Source organism: Streptomyces sp. NPDC001851, from assembly GCF_040297165.1.
In the GTDB taxonomy this organism is placed as follows: Bacteria; Actinomycetota; Actinomycetes; order Streptomycetales; family Streptomycetaceae; genus Streptomyces.
In genome coordinates this window covers 1-16544 of the sequence record NZ_JBEOYR010000022.1, presented here as the reverse complement: position 1 = coordinate 16544, position 16544 = coordinate 1, and the positions used below count along the sequence as shown (strand labels likewise).

Sequence of the window (16544 nt, the reverse complement as noted above, 5' to 3'; positions counted from 1 at the left end):
AGACCGTGGTGTGTAAAACCAGCCTGCGGATGCGGCCGACACCATGGGTCTGAGGGATCTGAACAACAAGCACCAGGACGATCCGTTCGGCATCACCTCTGCCGCCGTCGCCCTCGTGGACGGACACGGCCTGATCCGCTACTGGAGTCAGCGGGCGGAGGACCTCCTCGGATATCCGGCGGCCAGTGTGCTGGGGCGGCCCGCGGCCTCCGTGCTCAAGGCCGAGGACTCGCCGGCGTCCGCGCTGTCCGCGGCGCAGCGGGTCGGCCAGGGCTGGGAGGGCCGGATCACCGCGCGTCACCGTGCGGGCCACCCGGTCGAGCTGGCCCTGCGGGCGTGTCCGCTGAGCGCGGAGCAGGGTTCCGCCTGGCTCGCCGTGGCCTGCGAGGTCTCCGACGCGCACCGGTGGGAACTCGATCAGGCAGTGGTGCGCGGCCTGCTGGAGGAGTCACCGATCGGCATCGCCGTCCTCGACAGTGAGCTGCGCTTCCAGTGGGTGAACCAGGCGCTGGTCGCCATGGAGGGCATGCCGGCCCAGCCCGGGTCCGACCGCGTCGCCGCGCCCCCTGGACCGGAACAGGTGCCGTCCGGGCCGGGGCAGGTGCCGTCGGCCGTGGACTGGCAGGCGCGCCAGGCCCTGCTGTCGGGCCGGGTGACGCCCGCGGTCGAGCATGTGCCTCCCCCGCACGGCAGGTCCCGCAGGAACGCGCAGGGTCATCTCAGGCTCCGCTCGTCGTTCCCGCTGCGGGACGTCGGCGGCCGGACCCTGGGGGTGTGTCACACCGCCGTCGACTTCACCGCCCAGGACCGGGCGCGTGAGCGGCTCGCCCTGGTCAACGAGGCGGCACAGCGCATCGGCACCACCCTGGACCTCGACCGCACGGTGCAGGAACTGGCCGAGGTCCTCGTACCGCAGCTCGCCGAATTCGTGGCGATCGACCTCTTCCAGGGCGTCCTAGCGGCCAGGGATCTCACGCCTGGACCAGTCGCCGGGGGCACGCTCCAGCGGGCGGTGCACCGGTCGATCCGCGAGGAGGTCCCGGAGGCGATCGTTCCCATCGGGGAGCCCACCGGGTACCCGGCCATCTCTCCGCAACGACGGTGCCTGGCCACGGGCCGGCCGATCCTCGATCCGGTACTGGAACCGACGACATGGTGGCTGGCCGGTGATGCGGAGCGCCTGGCCAAGATCGTCTCCCTCGGTGTGCACACGCACCTGGTGGTGCCGCTCCGGGCCCGGGGCGTGACCATGGGCGTGGTCACGCTCCTGCGCTGGGAGAACCCCAACCCGTTCGACGAGGACGATCTGCTGCTCGTGGAGGAGCTGGTGGCGCGGGCCGCGGTGTGCGTGGACAACGCCCGGCGCTTCGTCCGTGAGCACCACGCGGCCCTCGCCCTGCAGACCAGTCTTCTGCCGCCCGATCTGCCCGATCACTGTGCCGTCGAGGTCGCCTACCGCTATCTGCCGACCGATGCCGAGGCCGGCGTGGGCGGCGACTGGTTCGATGTCATCCCGCTGTCCGGCGCCCGCGTCGCCCTGGTCGTCGGGGACGTCGTCGGCCACGGGATCCACGCGGCGGCCAGCATGGGCCGGCTGCGTGCGGCCGTACAGACACTCGCCGACCTGGACCTGCCCCCCGACGAGCTGCTCGCCCGCCTCGACGACCTCGTCGTGCGCCTGGCGGACGAGGCGGAGGCGGCCACGGACGGGCCGGTGGTGATCGGCGCGACCTGCGTCTACGCGGTCTACGACCCGGTCTCGCGGAAGCTCAGCGTGGCGCGGGCCGGGCACCCCACGCCCGCCATCGCCCACCTCAGCGAACCGGTCGAACTGCCCGACATCCCCGCCGGTCCCCCGCTGGGACTGGGCGGTCTGCCCTTCGAGTCGGCCGAAATGGAACTGGAGGAGGGCAGCGTCGTCGCCCTCTACACCGACGGCCTGATCGAGGCCTCGGACCGCGATGTCGACGTCGGTTTCGAGCGGCTCTGCTTCGCCCTGGCCCACCCCGACCGGCCGCTGGAGGAGATCTGCGACACGATGGTCCGCATCCTGCTGCCGGACCATCCGCACGACGACGTCGCCTTCCTCATCGCCCGGACGCGTGCCCTGGACCCCGACCGCGTGGCCTCCTGGGAGGTGCCCGCCGATCCCCGGGCGGTGCACGAGGCCCGCGACAACGCCGCCCGTCAGTTGGCCGCCTGGGGTCTGGAGGACATCGCCTTCACCACCGAGCTGATCGTGAGCGAGCTCATCACCAACGCCATCACGCACGCCTGCGGGCCGATCGGTCTGCGTCTGATCCACGAACGGGCTCTCATCTGTGAGGTGTCGGACGCCAGCAGCACCTCTCCGCACCTGCGCCGTGCCCTCAGCACGGACGAGGGAGGGCGCGGTCTCTTCCTGGTCGCGCAGGTCGCCCAGCGCTGGGGCACGCGGTACACCGCCGCGGGCAAGACCATCTGGGCGGAGCAGCAGCTGCCGAGCGACATCTCCCGTAGATTTCCGGCCCGCGCATGATGACACCGCCCGCTTCGGGGCACCCGCAAGGATAAGAGCGGTTCACCAACAGGAGGCGCGTCATGATCGCCCTCGGTATCATCCTGCTCGTCGTCGGATTCATCACGGGTCTGTCGATCCTGTGGACCATCGGGATCATCCTCGTGGTCATCGGCGCGATCCTCTGGATCCTCGGCTCGATGGGGCACGCGGTCGCCGGCCGACGGCACTACTGGTAGGCATCCAGCCCTGCCCGGCTGCCCACCGCGGTCCCGCCCGCGAGATTCCCGCTGAACCTCGCGGGCGGGCCCTCCGCAGCGGCGGCTACCGTTCGGCGTTCACTCCAGACCGGAGGGAGAGCCGGACTCCACGTTCCCGTCGCGGACACGGCCGGTGTGCTCACGGTCGGCACAGGCGTCCTGCCCCGGGTCACCGATCCACGGTGCGGCGATGCCCACGAGCCCGAGTGCCTGCTTGCAGATGTTGTCGGCGTTCAACGGCCGGCCGGCGACGTTGATGCGACCGTGGTTGGGGTGGCTGCCGTCTTCGTCGGCGTGGGCCGGGGTGGCGAGGGAGAAACCGGCCACGGTGAGCGCGGCGAGCGCGGTGATCTTCTTCATAGCCTGGTCAACGACCCCGGACAGCCGCATGTCACGGCGGTGCTTCTCGTTCCATCGGGTGATCCCGCAGCGGGGTTCCGCCCGCGGTACCGCTGTCACGCGTTGTGCCCCAGCCGGTCCAGTTCGCTGCCGATCGTCTCCCGCAGCACATCATGCCGCGGACCGAGCCGGAACTGCTCGTCCCGCCACCGGTCGGGCGGATACAGCCACACCGGCTTGCCCACCAACTCGGGCGGCTCCCACTCGAACCGCGGCCACACGTGCGCGTGCAGGAACGGGTCCGTATTGCCCAGGATCTCCAGGTTGACCCGGCGGAAGGCGGGGTCCAGACGCCGGCAGGCCCGCTCGACCGCCTCTCCGAGCCGGTCCATGGCGGACAGAAACGCCAGCCGCTCGGCCCGGGGCAGGTCGGACAACCGTTGCACTCCCGGTTCGTCCACGAGCAGGACCGAGTAACCCGGCAGGAACTGCACGTCGCCGATCGCCGCGAACCCCGACTCAAGCCGTCGCAGCACCGTCGGGTTCTCGCCCCGCAGCGCGGCGCCGATCCGATCCGACCGCCAGTCATCGTCCATGATCCATAACCTACACAACCCGGTCGAGGAGCTCCCCGGCCTCGTACGCACCGTCAGCAGGTGTGCTGGTGCGCGAGCACGTGGACGTAACGAGCCCAGTCCTCGGCGCTCAGCCCGGCACCCGCCCGGGCGCAGGCGAGGTCACGGGCGTGGGTACGCGCGTCGTTGAGCTTCGCCAGGCTGTTCAGGTTGACGATGCCGTCCGCGGACGCGGTCAGCAGCGTCTTGTTGTCGGCGCTGATCGCCACGGAGGTGACCGAGTCGGTGTGGTTGCTGCCGACCACGCCGAGGTCGTAGGGGTGGACGGGATCGGTGACGTCCCACAGGATCGCTGTATGGTCGGCACTGCCGGACACCAGGGTGTGGCCGTCAGGGCCGAAGGCCAGCCCGAGGACCCAGCTGGTGTGCTGGACGAGCGGCTGGCCGACGTGCTGGGCGTTGGCCGGGTCCTTGACGTCCCACAGGATGATGCTGGAGTCCAGGCTGCCGGTGGCCAGGGTGTGGCCGTCCGGGCTGAAGGCCACGGAGGACACCCAGTTGGTGTGGCCGGCGAGCGGCTTGCCCAGGGGATGCGGCCGGGCCAGGTCGTCGATGTCCCACAGTCTGGCCGTGCCGTCCCAGCTCCCGGTGGCCAGGGTGTGTCCGTCGGGGCTGAAGGCGACCGCGTCCACACCTGCGCGGTGGCCCGTGATCGGCCGGCCGATGGGCTGTGGACGGGAGGGATCCGATGTGTCCCAGAGCATGATCGCGGCATCCCCGCCCACGGTGGCGAGGGTGTGTCCGACGGGGCTGAAGGCCAGCCCGTCGACTCCGCGGTTGTCGGCGGTGAACTGGGTGATCTTGCGGAGATGGTGCGGGTCACCGGCGTCCCACAGGATCACGGTGTGGTCCAGGCTGCCGCTGGCCAGGATGCGTCCGTCGGGGCTGAAGGCCATCCCGAACACGCTTGCCGTGTGGCGCACGGTCTTGCTTGTGACTCCGTGGGGATGCTTCGGGTCGGCCAGGTCCCACAGCGTCACCTTGCCGTCCACGCCGCCCGTGGCCACCGCGTGGCCGTCCGGGCGCAGCGCCATGGACTGCACACCACCCATGCCTCCGACACGGGCGGAGAGCGGAACGCTTCCGTTGTCGCTCTTGCCGTGCCACAAGATCACCGTGTTGTCGGCGCTGCCGGTGGCGAGCAGGTCGCCGTGCGGGGCGAACGCCACGGCCTGGGTCCAGTTGGACGCCCCGGCGACGGCACTGTTGATCATACGGGGAGCGGCGGGCCGCGAGGTGTTCCACACGGTCGTGTAATGGTCGGCCAGTGCCACGTCGATCTGGTGCCGGAACACGTTCAGTGCCTTCACGGGGGCGTCTCCGACGGACATCTGGCTCACCCAGGTGGGGTGGCCCGGATCACCGGCGTTCCAGAGGTTGGCCTTTCCGTCTCCGCCGCCGGTGACGAGCGTACGTCCGTCGGGGGTGAAGCCGAGAGCGGTCACCCCGTCCGGGTGGCTGATCGGGTTCTTGAGCCGCTGGGGGTGAGTGCGGTCGGTGATGTCCCACAGCGCCGCGGTGCCGTCGAGGTCGCCGGCCGCGAGCAGGTGCCCGTCGGGCCGGAACGCCAGCGCCGACACGTCCGTGTTCCGGAGTGTCAAGGGCTGTCCGAGCCGGTGGGTGTGTCCGGGATCGCCGGTGTCCCAGAGCCAGACCTTGCCGTCCGGTGTGCCGGCTGCCAGGGTGCGTCCGTCGGGCGTGAAGGCCAGCGTGTCGACGTTGACCGGACCGGTCAACGGCCCGCCGAGCCGGCGTGGTCGTCCCGGAGAGCTCACGTCCCACATCTGTACGGTGAGCCCGGCTCGGTCGCTGCCACCGGCCGCGAGGACATGCCCGTCCGGACTGAACGCCACGGCATACACGCCGTAGTTGGGGCCCTGCAGCCGGCTGAGTTTCCGGGGGTGCTGCGGGGAACTGGTGTCCCACAGCATGACGGTGCCGTCCTGGCTCGCGGTGGCCAGGGTCCGCCCGGCGGGCGTGAACGCGGCACCGGCCACCGCGCCGCTGTGGCCCGTGAGGGTGCTGGCGTACGGCGTGAACAGGCTGCTGAGGAGGTTCGCGGTGGTCGCGGGGGTGTGGTGCAGGCGGTCGGCCGCGATGCCCAGTTGGAGGGCCAGTCTGGGATTGTTGGCCCGGGCGGAGTCCGCGTCGCGCACCAGCGCCTCGGCGATCGCCGCGCGCTGCTGGGCCTGTGCTTGTTCGCGGCCCTTGACGGCGAAGCCGGTCGCGATCAGTGATGCCACCAGCAGGAGGACCAGCGTGACGGCTGTGCCCGTGCGTATGCGGCGGCGCCGCCGGTCGGCGCGCACGCTGGCGGCGAAGAACTCGGATGCGAGTTCCCCGAGTTGGCCGTCGTGGCCCCCGTGACTGCCGGTGTCGCCGAACTGGTCGCGGACGAGCTCCAGCTGGCTGCCGCGGTACAGACCGCTCGGGTCGCGCCCGTCCCTCTCCCAGGACTCGGCCGCGTCGAGGAGTTTCTGCTGGACCAGCAGACCGGCACGGCTGGTGTCGATCCAGCCGCGCAGCCGGTCCCAGGCGCGCAGCAGCGCCTCGTGCGCGATCTGGGCGCTGTCGCCGTCGACGGTGATCAGGCGCGCGCCGGCCAGCGCGTCGCGGGCGGCGGCGATGGCGGCGGCTTCGTCCGGCGGGCGTTGGGCCAGCAGGTCGGTGAGATCGAGCCGCCGACGGGTGTCCTCGGTGCTCTCGCTGATCCGGACCATCCGGAGCAGCATCAGTTCGGCGGCCCGCCGGGCGTCCGGGGTCAGGCTGTCGTAGGTGCGGTCGGCCTGTCGGGTGATCGCGTCCCAGATGCCGCCGGTCGCGCCGTACCCGGCGAGGGTCAGGGTGCGGCCCTCGCGGCGGCCCCAGGTCAGCCAGAGCGCGTAGGCGAGCAGCGGGAGGGTGCCGCCGGCGAACTCGCGGTCGGCGCGCAGATCCCGCAACAGCGTGTTGACCAGGCCGCTTTCGAGCTCCAGCCCGGCCAGTTCGGCGGGCTTCTCGATCGCCTCGCGCAGCTGCTCCGGCGTCATGGGCTCGACCGGGAACTGACGGTGCTTGAGCACGTCGGCCAACCCGGGGTGCGCCAGACAGGAGGCGTAGAAGTCCGCACGGATGCCGAGCACGACCAGGGCCGGTGCGCCGGCGGCGGCGTCGCCCGTCGCGGCCGAGCGGAGCGCGCTGATGAAGTCCCGCCGCTCCTGCTCGTCCTGGCAGGCGGTGAACACCTCCTCGAACTGGTCCACCACGAGCAGCAGCCGGCCGCCCGGTACGTCCTGGCCGCCGCTCCACCGGCGCAGGGCGCGGCGCATCAGGTCGGCCGAGCGGGTCGGATCAGCGCGCAGCTCGGCGATCAGCTCGGCCTTCGTGCACCCGGTCGGGCGGGCCAGCTGACCGGCCAGGCTGTCCAGTGGGTGCTCGCCGGGGGTGAGGACGAACTGCGGCCAGGTACCGGCGCCGGGCACCGGGAGTTCGCCGCGCTTGACGGCGGGCAGCAGGCCCGCGCGCAGCAGCGAGGACTTCCCCGCGCCGGACAGCCCCACCAGTGCGACCGGCCCGTCGTCCTGCGCCCAGTCGGCGAGCCTCGTGAGCAACTCGGCGGTGGTCTGGGCCCGGCCGAAGAAGAACCTGGCGTCGTCGGCGGTGAACGGGTCGAGGCCCGGATACGGGCAGATCGGTTCGCCGGGCTGCTCGGACGGTGCATGGGTGGCCGGCGGGGCGTGCCGGGGCGCGGCGGCCGGGTTGGCCGCCAGCACCAGGTCTCCGGCCCGGCCGCTGAGGTGCCGCTCCGGTGCGGGCAGGTGCCGCAGCGGCAGGACGCGGCGCAGATGCCGGTAGGCGCCCTCGATGGTGAGTCCCGGCGGGCCGCCCGGGTCACCCTCGCGCAGAAAGCGCAGCAGCTCTCCGGTGAACGCCGTGTACGGCTCGTCCGGCAGCGCCAGCGCCTGTTCGTCCCGCGAGGCGGAAGCCAGCACATAGCTGCCGCTGAGCGAGGCCAGAGCGAACGCGTCGGTCGCCGCCGTACCGAAGGATCCGTGGGCGCGTCCGGCGAAGCAGCAGTCCAGGACCACGATGATGGAGCGCGCCCGGCAGTTGCTGAACGCGTCGCGCACCGCCTGGTACGGCAGTGCCTTGAACGCCAGCCCCTCGGCCAGGTCGTCCGTCGCGGCCGTGGCCAGATAGAGCTCGTTGCCCGGGCTGACCAGTCCGTGGCCGACGTAGTAGAGCAGGAGGACGTCCTCGGCCTGCCTGGCGGCCGTGACGACGGCGTTGCCGAACTCGATCGGGTCCTTCGGATCGAGGAGCGGCGGGAGGAGGTTCTCCGGCCGCAGCCCGCAGGTGTCGACCAGGGTGCGGCCGAGCTCCCGGATGGTGGCCGACACCGCGGGCACGTCGGGGAGTTGAGAGCCGGGGAGGTGACGTCCGGTGCCGATGAGCAGGGCGCGTGATCCGGGCGAGCCGAGCCCGGTCGCCAGGGATGCGCCGGGCGGCTCAGCCTGCGTCATCGGTTTCCCGGTCGCCGGCGGGGTCGAGGGAACGGGAGAGTTCGGCGGTGATCCGCTGAATCTCCGCCGCGTCCAGGCCGTGGACGTTGCTGGCGCTGAACTCCGCCGCCGTGCCGTCCGGCCGGACGACCTTGACCGAGACATCGCCGGTACGCCGGCGCAGCCAGGAGATCAGTACGCTCGCGGCGGCCGTCGCCACGCCACCGGGGCCGAGCGCGACCGTCAGTGCCGCCACCAGCGAGCCCAGCGCACCCGGCGCCGGCGGAGACAGCTCCAGCCGTACCCGGCCGCGCAGTTCCTCCTCGGCGACCAGCCAGTCACGCAGCGACCGAAGCTCATCCGCGGCCCGGTCACCGGCGACCTCGACCACTAACCGCTCGTCCACGCAGTCCTCCCGTCGGCCCTGCTCCCCTACGTGGTCATCCTGGCAGAGGGACCGGTGCTCAGTGGAGCGATTGGTGTGACTTGACGCGGACCCGCACCCTGGGATCCCGTACCGGACGCATGCCCGGTGCCGCGCCCGTACCCGGCCGAATCCTCCGGGCGAGAAGGCCGACCGGTCGGCTCTACCCGATCGGCCGGTAAGTCCTCGCGCCGACGCGGCGCACCCGCCGTTTAGGATCCGTCCCCGTGACAGAGGTCCCCGATGAGTTGATCAAGCTGGAACGATCCGCCGAGGTGGAGCGCGCGAAACTCGCGGGCCTGACCGGTGACGAGTACGACGCACAGGTGCGCCGCTGGCGCGAGGCGTCCGAGGCGGTGCAGGCGGCCATCACCGCGCACGCCGCGGCCACCGGGGCCGGCCGGCCGGAGGTGGAGCAGGCCGTGAAGAAGGCGGTACAGCACGCCCAGGAGGACCCGGCCGTCGAGTAGCCGGCAGAGCGATCCCCGGCGGATTCGGGCGGCCGACCCGCGCATATTCGGCCATACTGGCCCAGAGTGGCACCCCTCCGTGCGACAAGGAGAACGGCATGCCGACGGATCCGGTAGGGCGCTTCCTGGCAGCCCTCGACCCGAATCACCGGGAGGCGATCGGCGCCAAGCCGCGCCAGGAGCAGGAGAGGCTCGCGGCGGCCTGGGAACGGGAACTGGAAGCGGATGACGAGCTCGACACGCTCGACGAGCTGTCCCCGCCGGCCGCCGAGGCCGAGGCGGCCCGCCGCGTCCTGGACCGCGGGGCCGGCTAGCACCCCGGGGACAAGGGACTCCAGGGACTCCCCGGTGCCGCTCCCCTGGTCCGGACGCCGCCGCTGAGTGGCGTCAAGTACCGTCCCCGGAACGGTCGTTGCCCCGGAGGCCGGGGGCTCCTGGCCGCCCCGCTACCGGACGGCCGCGGCGGGCGGGCGTTCCCGGAGCGCGCCGTAGGCGACGAAGTACGCGGGGAGCCGGCGGAGCCACCGCGACTGGGCGAGCAGGCGCGCGACGCGCCGGGCCCGGTCCGCGCTCCCGAGGGGCGGCCGGCCCTGCAGGACGGGAGCGATGAAGCGGGCGTGGGCCGTGCGCTGGAGGGCCTGGGTGGCGACCGTGGTGGGACGGCGGCGGCGCTGCACCCCGCGCACGTCGCGCAGGCCCACGGTTCCCCGGCGCAGCGGCTCGGCGAGATGGCGGGCGGCGGCCACGGCGTCCTGCACCGCGAGGTTGATGCCGATGCCGAAGACCGGGGACATCGCGTGTGCGGCGTCGCCGATGCACAGCAGGCCGGGGCGGTGCCAGCGGCGCAGCCGGTCCAGGCGCACATCGAGCAGTTTGACCTCGTCCCACGAGTGCACGGCGTGCACGCGGTCGGCCATCCATGGAGCAGCGGCGGCGAACTCGGCCAGGAAGCGGTCGAGGCCGGCGGCGCGGCGCTGGGCGTTCGTGCCCTTGGGGATGAGTCCGGCGCACTGCCAGTAGTCGCCGCGGTCGATCATGGCGGTCAGGAAGCGGTCACCGGCGGCGCCGACGAGTCCTTGCGGGTCGCTCTCCTTGCGCGGCAGCCGGAACCACCAGGCGTCCATCGGGCAGGCGAAGCCGTGCAGTCCCAGTTCCGGCCGGGCGCGGGCCAGTGATCCCCGGCCGTCGCAGGCGACGGTGAGGACGGCGCGCAGCTCGCCGGTGCGGCCGTCGGAGGTGCGGTAGCGCACTCCGGTCACCCGCCCGGATTCGATCAGGAAGCCGGTCGCCTCGGTGTCCATGCGCAGCTGGAAGGACGGCTCGCGCCGGGCCTCGTCCGCGAGCAGGTCCAGCAGGTCCCACTGGGGGACCATCGCCACGTAGTTGTAGGGACCGCGCAGCACCGTGAGGTCCGCGACCGTGACCGCCTGCCGGCCGGCTCCGACCGGCAGCTGGACGGTGCGCACGCGGCGCTGCGGCAGCCGGGCGAAGCGCTCGCCCAGGCCCAGGTCGTCCAGCAGCGCCAGCGTGGAGGGGTGGACGGTGTCGCCGCGGAAGTCACGCAGGAAGTCGCCGTGCTTCTCCAGGACCGTCACCTCGACGCCGGCCCGGGCCAGCAGCAGGGCGAGCACCATGCCCGCGGGGCCGCCGCCCACCACGCAGCAGGTGGTCCGTTCTCTCTGTTCCATGGCAGTCCTGCCCTTCACGAGAGAATTTAATTCATCACCTGCTGAATACTATACTCCCGCGGTGGATCGGGGTGCCGGAGCCGGTGAGGGGAACGCCCGTGCCGCCCCGCCGCGCGGCGACGATCTCGGCCACGATCGACAGCGCGGTCTCCTCCGGCGTCCGGGCGCCCAGATCGAGGCCGACCGGTGAGCGCAGCCGGGCCAGTTCCCGTTCGGTCACGCCTTCCGCCCGCAGCCGCCGGTTGCGGTCCTCGTGCGTGCGGCGTGATCCCATCGCGCCGATGAACGCCGCCGGCCTGCGCAGGGCCTCCTTCAGCAGGGGCACGTCGAACTTCGCGTCGTGGGTGAGCACGCACAGGACCGTACGGGCGTCGGTGCCGGTGTGCCGCAGATAGCGGTGCGGCCAGTCGACCACCACCTCGTCGGCGTCGGGGAACCGGGCCCGGGTGGCGAAGACGGGACGGGCGTCGCACACGGTCACGTGGTAGCCGAGGAACTTTCCGGCCCGGGCCAGCGCCGCCGCGAAGTCGATCGCACCGAAGACGATCATGCGGGGTGGCGGCACGTTCGACTCGACCAGCAGCGTGAGGCCGCCGGGGCAGTGGGCACCTCCCCCGGACTCCGTCCGGGAGGACCCGCCGCCGGCTCCGCCCACCGAGACGTCCACCGTGCCGGTGCGGCCCGCCTCCAGCAGGGCCCGGGCCTCGTCCGCCGCCGTCCGGTCCAGGTCCGGATGGCCGCCGAGGCCGCCCTCGAAGGTGCCGTCGGGTCCGACCAGCAGGGCGTTCCCGAGGAGTTCGGCCGGGCCTCGGGCGACCCGGGCGAGGGCCACCGGCTCCTTCCGCGCGGCGGCCGCCAGGGCCGACGCCAGGACCGACCCGGCCTGTGCGGCCACGGGTGTGACCAGCACGTCGATCGTCCCGCCGCAGGTCAGTCCCACGGCGAAGGCGTCCTCGTCGCTGTAGCCGAACCGTTCGAGCACGCCCTCGCCGGTCCGCAGCGATGCGAGGCACAGGTCGTACACCGCGCCCTCGACGCAGCCGCCGGAGACCGAGCCGATGACGGTGCCCGCGCGGTCGACGGCGAGGGCGGCGCCGGGACCGCGGGGCGCGCTGCCGCCGACCGCCACCACGGTGGCGACGGCGAACTCCCGGCCCTCCGCGATCCAGCGGTGCAGCTCCTCGGCGAGGTCAAGCATCCGGCGCCCCCGCGGTGGCCGACAGGATCCGGTCGGGGCGGATGGGCAGGCTGCGGTGGCGTACGCCGGTCGCGTGCCAGACCGCGTTGGCGACGGCGGCCGCGGCGCCGACGATGCCGATCTCGCCGATGCCCTTGATCCCGACCGGGTCGTTCGGGTCGGTGTCCTCGATCCAGTCCGCGTCGATGTGCGGTACGTCGGCGTGCGTCGCCACGTGGTAACCCGCCAGGTCGGCGCCGATGTGGCCGCCCGAGGCGCGGTCCCGGACGGCCTCCTCGTGCAGGGCCATGGAGATGCCCCAGATCATGCCGCCCCGCAGCTGGTTGCGTGCGGTGAGCGGGTTGACGATCCGGCCCGCCGCGAAGACGCCGAGCATGCGCCGCACCCGCACCTCGCCGGTGGCCGCGTCCACGGCGACCTCGGCGAACTGCGCCCCGAACGAGTGCCGTTCGGCGGGGGCGAGGGCGCCGATGGCGGCGGTGGTGTCGGACCGTACCGTGATGCCCTCCGCGGGGATGCCGGCGCCGAGCGCCAGCCGTTCGCGCAGTTCACCGGCCGCGGCCGTGACGGCCCAGGACCAGGAGCGGGTGCCCATGGAACCGCCCGCGATCATCGCCGGTCCGAAGTCGCTGTCGCCGATGCGCACCCGGACGCGCTCCGGCGGCACCCGGAGGGCGTCCGCGGCGACCAGGGTGAGGGCGGTACGGGCCCCGGTGCCGATGTCGGCCGCGGAGATCCGGACGGTGAAGGTGCCGTCCGGGTGCGCGGTCGCCGTCGCGGTGGACGGTGCGGCGCCCGAGGGGAAGGAGGCCGCCGCCGTACCCGTGCCGAGCAGCCAGCGGCCGTCCCGGCGCTGCCCGGGGCGCGGGTCACGGTCCGCCCAGCCGAACCGGCGGGCGCCCTCCCGGAAGCAGGCGGCCAGATTGCGGCCGGCGAACGGCAGGCCGGACACCGGGCCCTTGTCGGGTTCGTTGCGCAGGCGCAGCTCGATGGGGTCGATCCCGCACTGCTCGGCGAGTTCGTCGAGCGCCGCCTCCAGCGCGAAGGACCCGGGCGCCTCGCCCGGGGCGCGCATCCAGGTCGGGGACGGCACGTCGAGCCGTACGACGCGGTTGGCGGTGTGGTGGGCGTCGGCGTCGTACATCACCCGGGCCACCCCGGCGCTCGGTTCGACGAACGTGTGCACCGTGGAGGTGACGCTGACCGAGCGGTGCTCCAGTGCGCGCAGCCGTCCGTCGGCGTCGGCGCCGAGCCGGACGCGCTGGACGGTGGGGCTGCGGTAGCCGGCCAGCGAGAACATCTGACGGCGGGTCAGCACCACCCGTACCGGGCGCTGCAGGACGGTCGCGGCCATCACGGCGGCCACCTGGTGGGCGCGCACGCCCTTGCTGCCGAAGCCGCCGCCGACGTGTTCGGAGCGCACGCGCACCGAGGCCGGATCGAGCGAGAAGAGGCTGGCGAGTTCGCCGACGACCCAGGTGGCGCCCTGGTTGGAGTCGATCACCTCCAGCCGACCGCCCTCCCAGCGGGCGGTCGCCGCGTGCGGTTCCATCGGATTGTGGTGCTCTTCGGGCGTGGTGTACTCGGCGTCCAGGACGACGGCCGAGGAGGCCAGTGCGGCGCCGAGGTCGCCCTTCTCCGTCAGGGCGGGCATGTGCCCGTCCACCGGGTGGGCGTCCGTGCGCTCGCCCGTGAAGTCGGTGTCGTGCGGCTCCTGCTCGTAGTGCACGACGAGTGATTCCGCGGCCTCCCTGGCCTGCTCGGACGTCTCGGCGACGACCAGCGCCACCGGCCAGCCCAGATGGGGCACGCGGTCGTGCTGGAAGACCGCGCAGGTCGGGTCCGGACGCGTGCCCATCAGGCCGGTGTAGTCGGTCTCGACGCGCGGGGCGTTGCGGTGGTCCAGCACGGCGAGGACACCCGGCATGGCGAGGACCGGGTCGGTGTCGAGGCCCCGGATACGGCCGCGGGCGACCGTGGACAGCACCAGCCAGCCGTGTGCCAGGTCGGCGAAGGGCACCTCGCCCGCGTAGCGCGCCGCTCCGGTGACCTTGTCCCTGCCCTCCACGCGGGTGCGGGCGGTGCCGACGGACGGCGCGTGGGCACGTGTTCCGGTGGTGACGGTGGTCATCGGGCGGCCTCCTCGGCGAGTTCGGACAGGACGGCCACGACGAGGTTGCGCATGAGGTCCACCTTGTATCCGTTGTGCGGCAGCGGCCGGGCCGCCGCCAGTTCGGCGTCCGCCGCGGCGGCGTAGGTCGCGGCGTCGGCCGTCGCACCGGTCAGCACGCCTTCGGCGGCGACGGCCCGCCACGGACGTGAGGCGACGGCGCCGAAGGCCAGGCGCGCGTCGCGGACGACACCGTCCCGGACGTCGAGCGCGGCGGCGACCGAGCCGATCGCGAACGCGTACGAGGCACGCTCGCGCACCTTGCGGTAGCGGGAGCGGGCGGCCACCGGGGCGGGCGGCAGCGATACGCCGGTGATCAGGGCGCCGTGCGGCAGGGCGGTCTCGCGGTGCGGGGTGTCACCGACGGGCAGGTAGAACGCGGTGAGCGGCGACTCCCCCGGCCCGTCGGCCGTTTCGAAGTGGACGACGGCGTCGAAGGCGGTCAGGGCCACGGCCATGTCCGAGGGGTGTACGGCCGCACAGTGGCCGGACGCGCCCAGGATCGCGTGGTTGTGGTGCTCGCCCTCGATCGCGGGGCAACCGCTGCCGGGGACACGCTTGTTGCAGGGCTTGGTGACGTCGGTGAAGTAGCCGCAGCGGGTGCGCTGCAGCAGGTTCCCGCCGACCGTGGCCATGTTGCGCAGTTGCCCGGACGCGCCGGCCAGCACCGCCTGGGCCAGCGCCGGGTAGCGGCGCCGGACCTCGGGGTGGGCGGCCAGGTCGCCGTTGGTGACGGTGGCGCCGATGCGCAGACCGCCCTCCGGCGTCGACTCGACGCTGTCGAGCGGGAGTTCGCGGATGTCGATGAGCCGGGCGGGCCGCTCGACGCCGGTCTTCATGAGGTCGACGAGGTTGGTGCCGCCGCCGAGGAAGCGGGTGTCGGGATCGGCACCGAGCAGCGCGACGGCGCCGGCGACGTCGGACGCCCGCTGATAGGCGAACTCCTTCATGCCGCCACCTCTTCCGCACCCGTCACGGGGGCGGTACGTCCCCGGTCCGCCGCTTCTCCGGCGGCCCGGGCCACCGCCTCCACGATGGACACGTACGCGCCGCAGCGGCACAGGTTGCCGCTCATCCGCTCCCGGATCTCGTCGGCTGTCAGAGGTGGTGGTCCCGCTTCGGGCCGGACGTCGGCGGTGGCGGCGCTCGGCCAGCCCGCCGCGTGTTCCTCGATCACCCCGATCGCCGAACAGATCTGCCCCGGCGTGCAGTAACCGCACTGGAAACCGTCCAGATCGAGGAAGGCCTGCTGGACGGGGTGCAGCCGGTCGCCGTCGGCCACGCCTTCGATGGTGGTGATCTCACGGCCCTCGGCCGCCACGGCCAGTTGCAGGCAGGCGACGGCGCGGCGCCCGTCCAGCAGGACCGTACAGGCACCACATTGCCCCTGGTCACAGCCTTTTTTGGTGCCGGTCAGGTCGAGGCGTTCGCGGAGTGCGTCGAGCAGGGTGGTGCGGTGGTCGACGGGCAGTGTGTGCTTCTCGCCGTTGATCTTCAGGGTGATGACACTGGACGTCGATGAGGCCATGAGCTGCTTCTTTCGCGTTTCCAGGGAGGTCGGGAGCGGTCCCGTTGCGGTACGTGCGCGGGGTGCGGGGGCGGAACCGTGGGGCCGGCGACTGCCGTAGGACGGCGTCCGCGGCTATGGTGGACGCAACCGGACATCTGTCCGGTACCTGGGAAACGTAGCGGACAACTGTCCGCTTAGCAAGGGCGAGGTTCGGCCACGACCCTTGAGGAGGACGAGTGCCGCAGCACAAGGAATCACCCCGGCGCTCGGACGCACAGCGCAACCGCGAGCGCATCCTGGAAGTGGCGGTCACCGAACTGTCGCGCTGCGCGGACGCCCCGCTCAGCGCGATCGCCAAGAAGGCGGGTGTCGGACAGGGCACCTTCTACCGGAACTTCCCCAACCGGGAATCGCTCGTCCTGGAGATCTACCGCCACGAGATGCAGCAGGTCGCCGACGCCGCGGCCCATCTGCTGCGCACCCGGCCACCCGAGGAGGCCCTGCGGGCGTGGATGGACCGGCTCTCCGAGTTCGCCATGACCAAGGCCGGACTGGCCGAGGCGATCCGGCAGGCCACGAGCGCGCCGGGCGGCCCCGGGAAGCCGCCCCCCACACCGGTGACGGCCGCGGCGGAACTCCTGCTGCGCGCCAACGACGCGGCGGGCACCATCCGGCCCGGGGTCACCGGGGACGACTTCCTCCTCGCCATCGCGGGCCTGTGGCAGCTCGATCCGCACGACGACTGGCGGACCCGCGCCACCCGGCTCCTCGACCTGGTCATGGACGGTCTGCGCACGGGGGCGCCCGGCGCCTGAGGGCGGCTCCGCCGACCACGGCCGGACGGACGGGGCGGGCGGGGAGCGCCGCGCGGC

14 protein-coding genes are annotated in these 16544 nt (G+C 72.8%); 5 read left to right on the top strand and 9 right to left on the bottom strand.

What is annotated here, in order from left to right:
* Nucleotides 1–43 precede the first annotated feature (43 nt).
* A complete protein-coding gene (locus ABT171_RS28825) occupies nt 44–2518 on the top strand; it encodes a SpoIIE family protein phosphatase (protein ID WP_351248792.1) in 2475 nt (824 codons plus the stop codon).
* 62 nt (nt 2519–2580) lie between these two features.
* On the top strand, nt 2581–2736 hold the full coding sequence (locus ABT171_RS28820) for a DUF6131 family protein (protein ID WP_351248790.1): 156 nt from the start codon (nt 2581–2583) through the stop codon (nt 2734–2736).
* A 99-nt stretch (nt 2737–2835) separates the two neighbouring features.
* Here the strand turns inward: ABT171_RS28820 and ABT171_RS28815 are convergent, their stop codons facing one another.
* The 4 genes from ABT171_RS28815 to ABT171_RS28800 form a co-directional block, all read right to left on the bottom strand.
* Nucleotides 2836–3117, bottom strand: a complete 282-nt coding sequence (locus ABT171_RS28815) for a hypothetical protein (RefSeq protein ID WP_351248788.1) — start codon at nt 3115–3117, stop codon at nt 2836–2838.
* 95 nt (nt 3118–3212) lie between these two features.
* Nucleotides 3213–3692, bottom strand: coding sequence for an HIT family protein (locus tag ABT171_RS28810; RefSeq protein ID WP_351248786.1), 480 nt, complete (start codon nt 3690–3692; stop codon nt 3213–3215).
* 53 nt (nt 3693–3745) lie between these two features.
* Nucleotides 3746–8233 (bottom strand): caspase, EACC1-associated type, encoded by a 4488-nt coding sequence (locus ABT171_RS28805; protein ID WP_351248784.1) that lies wholly within the window; start codon nt 8231–8233, stop codon nt 3746–3748.
* Entirely contained in the window at nt 8220–8618 is a 399-nt protein-coding gene (locus ABT171_RS28800; protein WP_351248782.1) for an effector-associated constant component EACC1, read from the bottom strand. Before ABT171_RS28800 ends, ABT171_RS28805 begins: the two co-directional genes overlap by 14 nt.
* A 245-nt stretch (nt 8619–8863) precedes the next feature.
* Here ABT171_RS28800 and ABT171_RS28795 point away from each other — a divergent pair, with 245 nt between their 5' ends.
* A complete protein-coding gene (locus ABT171_RS28795; protein WP_351248780.1) occupies nt 8864–9106 on the top strand; it encodes a hypothetical protein in 243 nt (80 codons plus the stop codon).
* Between the two features lie 98 nt (nt 9107–9204).
* Nucleotides 9205–9420 carry a hypothetical protein gene (locus tag ABT171_RS28790; protein WP_351248778.1) on the top strand — a complete coding sequence of 72 codons (216 nt, stop codon included), beginning with the start codon at nt 9205–9207 and terminating at the stop codon, nt 9418–9420.
* A 132-nt stretch (nt 9421–9552) separates the two neighbouring features.
* Here the strand turns inward: ABT171_RS28790 and ABT171_RS28785 are convergent, their stop codons facing one another.
* Genes ABT171_RS28785 through ABT171_RS28765 form a run of 5 tightly spaced genes read right to left on the bottom strand, consistent with a single transcriptional unit; the run spans nt 9553 to nt 15690 of the window.
* Entirely contained in the window at nt 9553–10794 is a 1242-nt protein-coding gene (locus ABT171_RS28785) for an FAD-dependent oxidoreductase (RefSeq protein WP_351248776.1), read from the bottom strand.
* Between the two features lie 34 nt (nt 10795–10828).
* Entirely contained in the window at nt 10829–11992 is a 1164-nt protein-coding gene (locus ABT171_RS28780) for an XdhC family protein (protein ID WP_351248774.1), read from the bottom strand.
* The gene (locus ABT171_RS28775; protein WP_351248772.1) at nt 11985–14123 is read right to left on the bottom strand and encodes a xanthine dehydrogenase family protein molybdopterin-binding subunit; all 2139 of its coding nucleotides are present in this window, start codon (nt 14121–14123) and stop codon (nt 11985–11987) included. Before ABT171_RS28775 ends, ABT171_RS28780 begins: the two co-directional genes overlap by 8 nt.
* A complete protein-coding gene (locus ABT171_RS28770; RefSeq protein ID WP_351248770.1) occupies nt 14120–15112 on the bottom strand; it encodes an FAD binding domain-containing protein in 993 nt (330 codons plus the stop codon). The genes ABT171_RS28775 and ABT171_RS28770 overlap by 4 nt, the downstream gene beginning before the upstream one ends.
* Complete coding sequence (locus ABT171_RS28765) at nt 15109–15690, bottom strand: 2Fe-2S iron-sulfur cluster-binding protein (protein ID WP_351248768.1); 582 nt, start codon at nt 15688–15690, stop codon at nt 15109–15111. Before ABT171_RS28765 ends, ABT171_RS28770 begins: the two co-directional genes overlap by 4 nt.
* A gap of 218 nt (nt 15691–15908) precedes the next feature.
* Here ABT171_RS28765 and ABT171_RS28760 point away from each other — a divergent pair, with 218 nt between their 5' ends.
* Nucleotides 15909–16487, top strand: a complete 579-nt coding sequence (locus tag ABT171_RS28760) for a TetR/AcrR family transcriptional regulator (RefSeq protein WP_351248766.1) — start codon at nt 15909–15911, stop codon at nt 16485–16487.
* Nucleotides 16488–16544: the final 57 nt, after the last annotated feature.

Coding starts and splice junctions, on each gene's coding strand:
- ABT171_RS28825 (WP_351248792.1), top strand. CDS start 44: ATGGGTCTGAGGGATCTGAACAACAAGCACCAGGACGATCCGTTCGGC.
- ABT171_RS28820 (WP_351248790.1), top strand. CDS start 2,581: ATGATCGCCCTCGGTATCATCCTGCTCGTCGTCGGATTCATCACGGGT.
- ABT171_RS28815 (WP_351248788.1), bottom strand. CDS start 3,117: ATGAAGAAGATCACCGCGCTCGCCGCGCTCACCGTGGCCGGTTTCTCC.
- ABT171_RS28810 (WP_351248786.1), bottom strand. CDS start 3,692: ATGGACGATGACTGGCGGTCGGATCGGATCGGCGCCGCGCTGCGGGGC.
- ABT171_RS28805 (WP_351248784.1), bottom strand. CDS start 8,233: ATGACGCAGGCTGAGCCGCCCGGCGCATCCCTGGCGACCGGGCTCGGC.
- ABT171_RS28790 (WP_351248778.1), top strand. CDS start 9,205: ATGCCGACGGATCCGGTAGGGCGCTTCCTGGCAGCCCTCGACCCGAAT.
- ABT171_RS28785 (WP_351248776.1), bottom strand. CDS start 10,794: ATGGAACAGAGAGAACGGACCACCTGCTGCGTGGTGGGCGGCGGCCCC.
- ABT171_RS28780 (WP_351248774.1), bottom strand. CDS start 11,992: ATGCTTGACCTCGCCGAGGAGCTGCACCGCTGGATCGCGGAGGGCCGG.
- ABT171_RS28775 (WP_351248772.1), bottom strand. CDS start 14,123: ATGACCACCGTCACCACCGGAACACGTGCCCACGCGCCGTCCGTCGGC.
- ABT171_RS28770 (WP_351248770.1), bottom strand. CDS start 15,112: ATGAAGGAGTTCGCCTATCAGCGGGCGTCCGACGTCGCCGGCGCCGTC.
- ABT171_RS28765 (WP_351248768.1), bottom strand. CDS start 15,690: ATGGCCTCATCGACGTCCAGTGTCATCACCCTGAAGATCAACGGCGAG.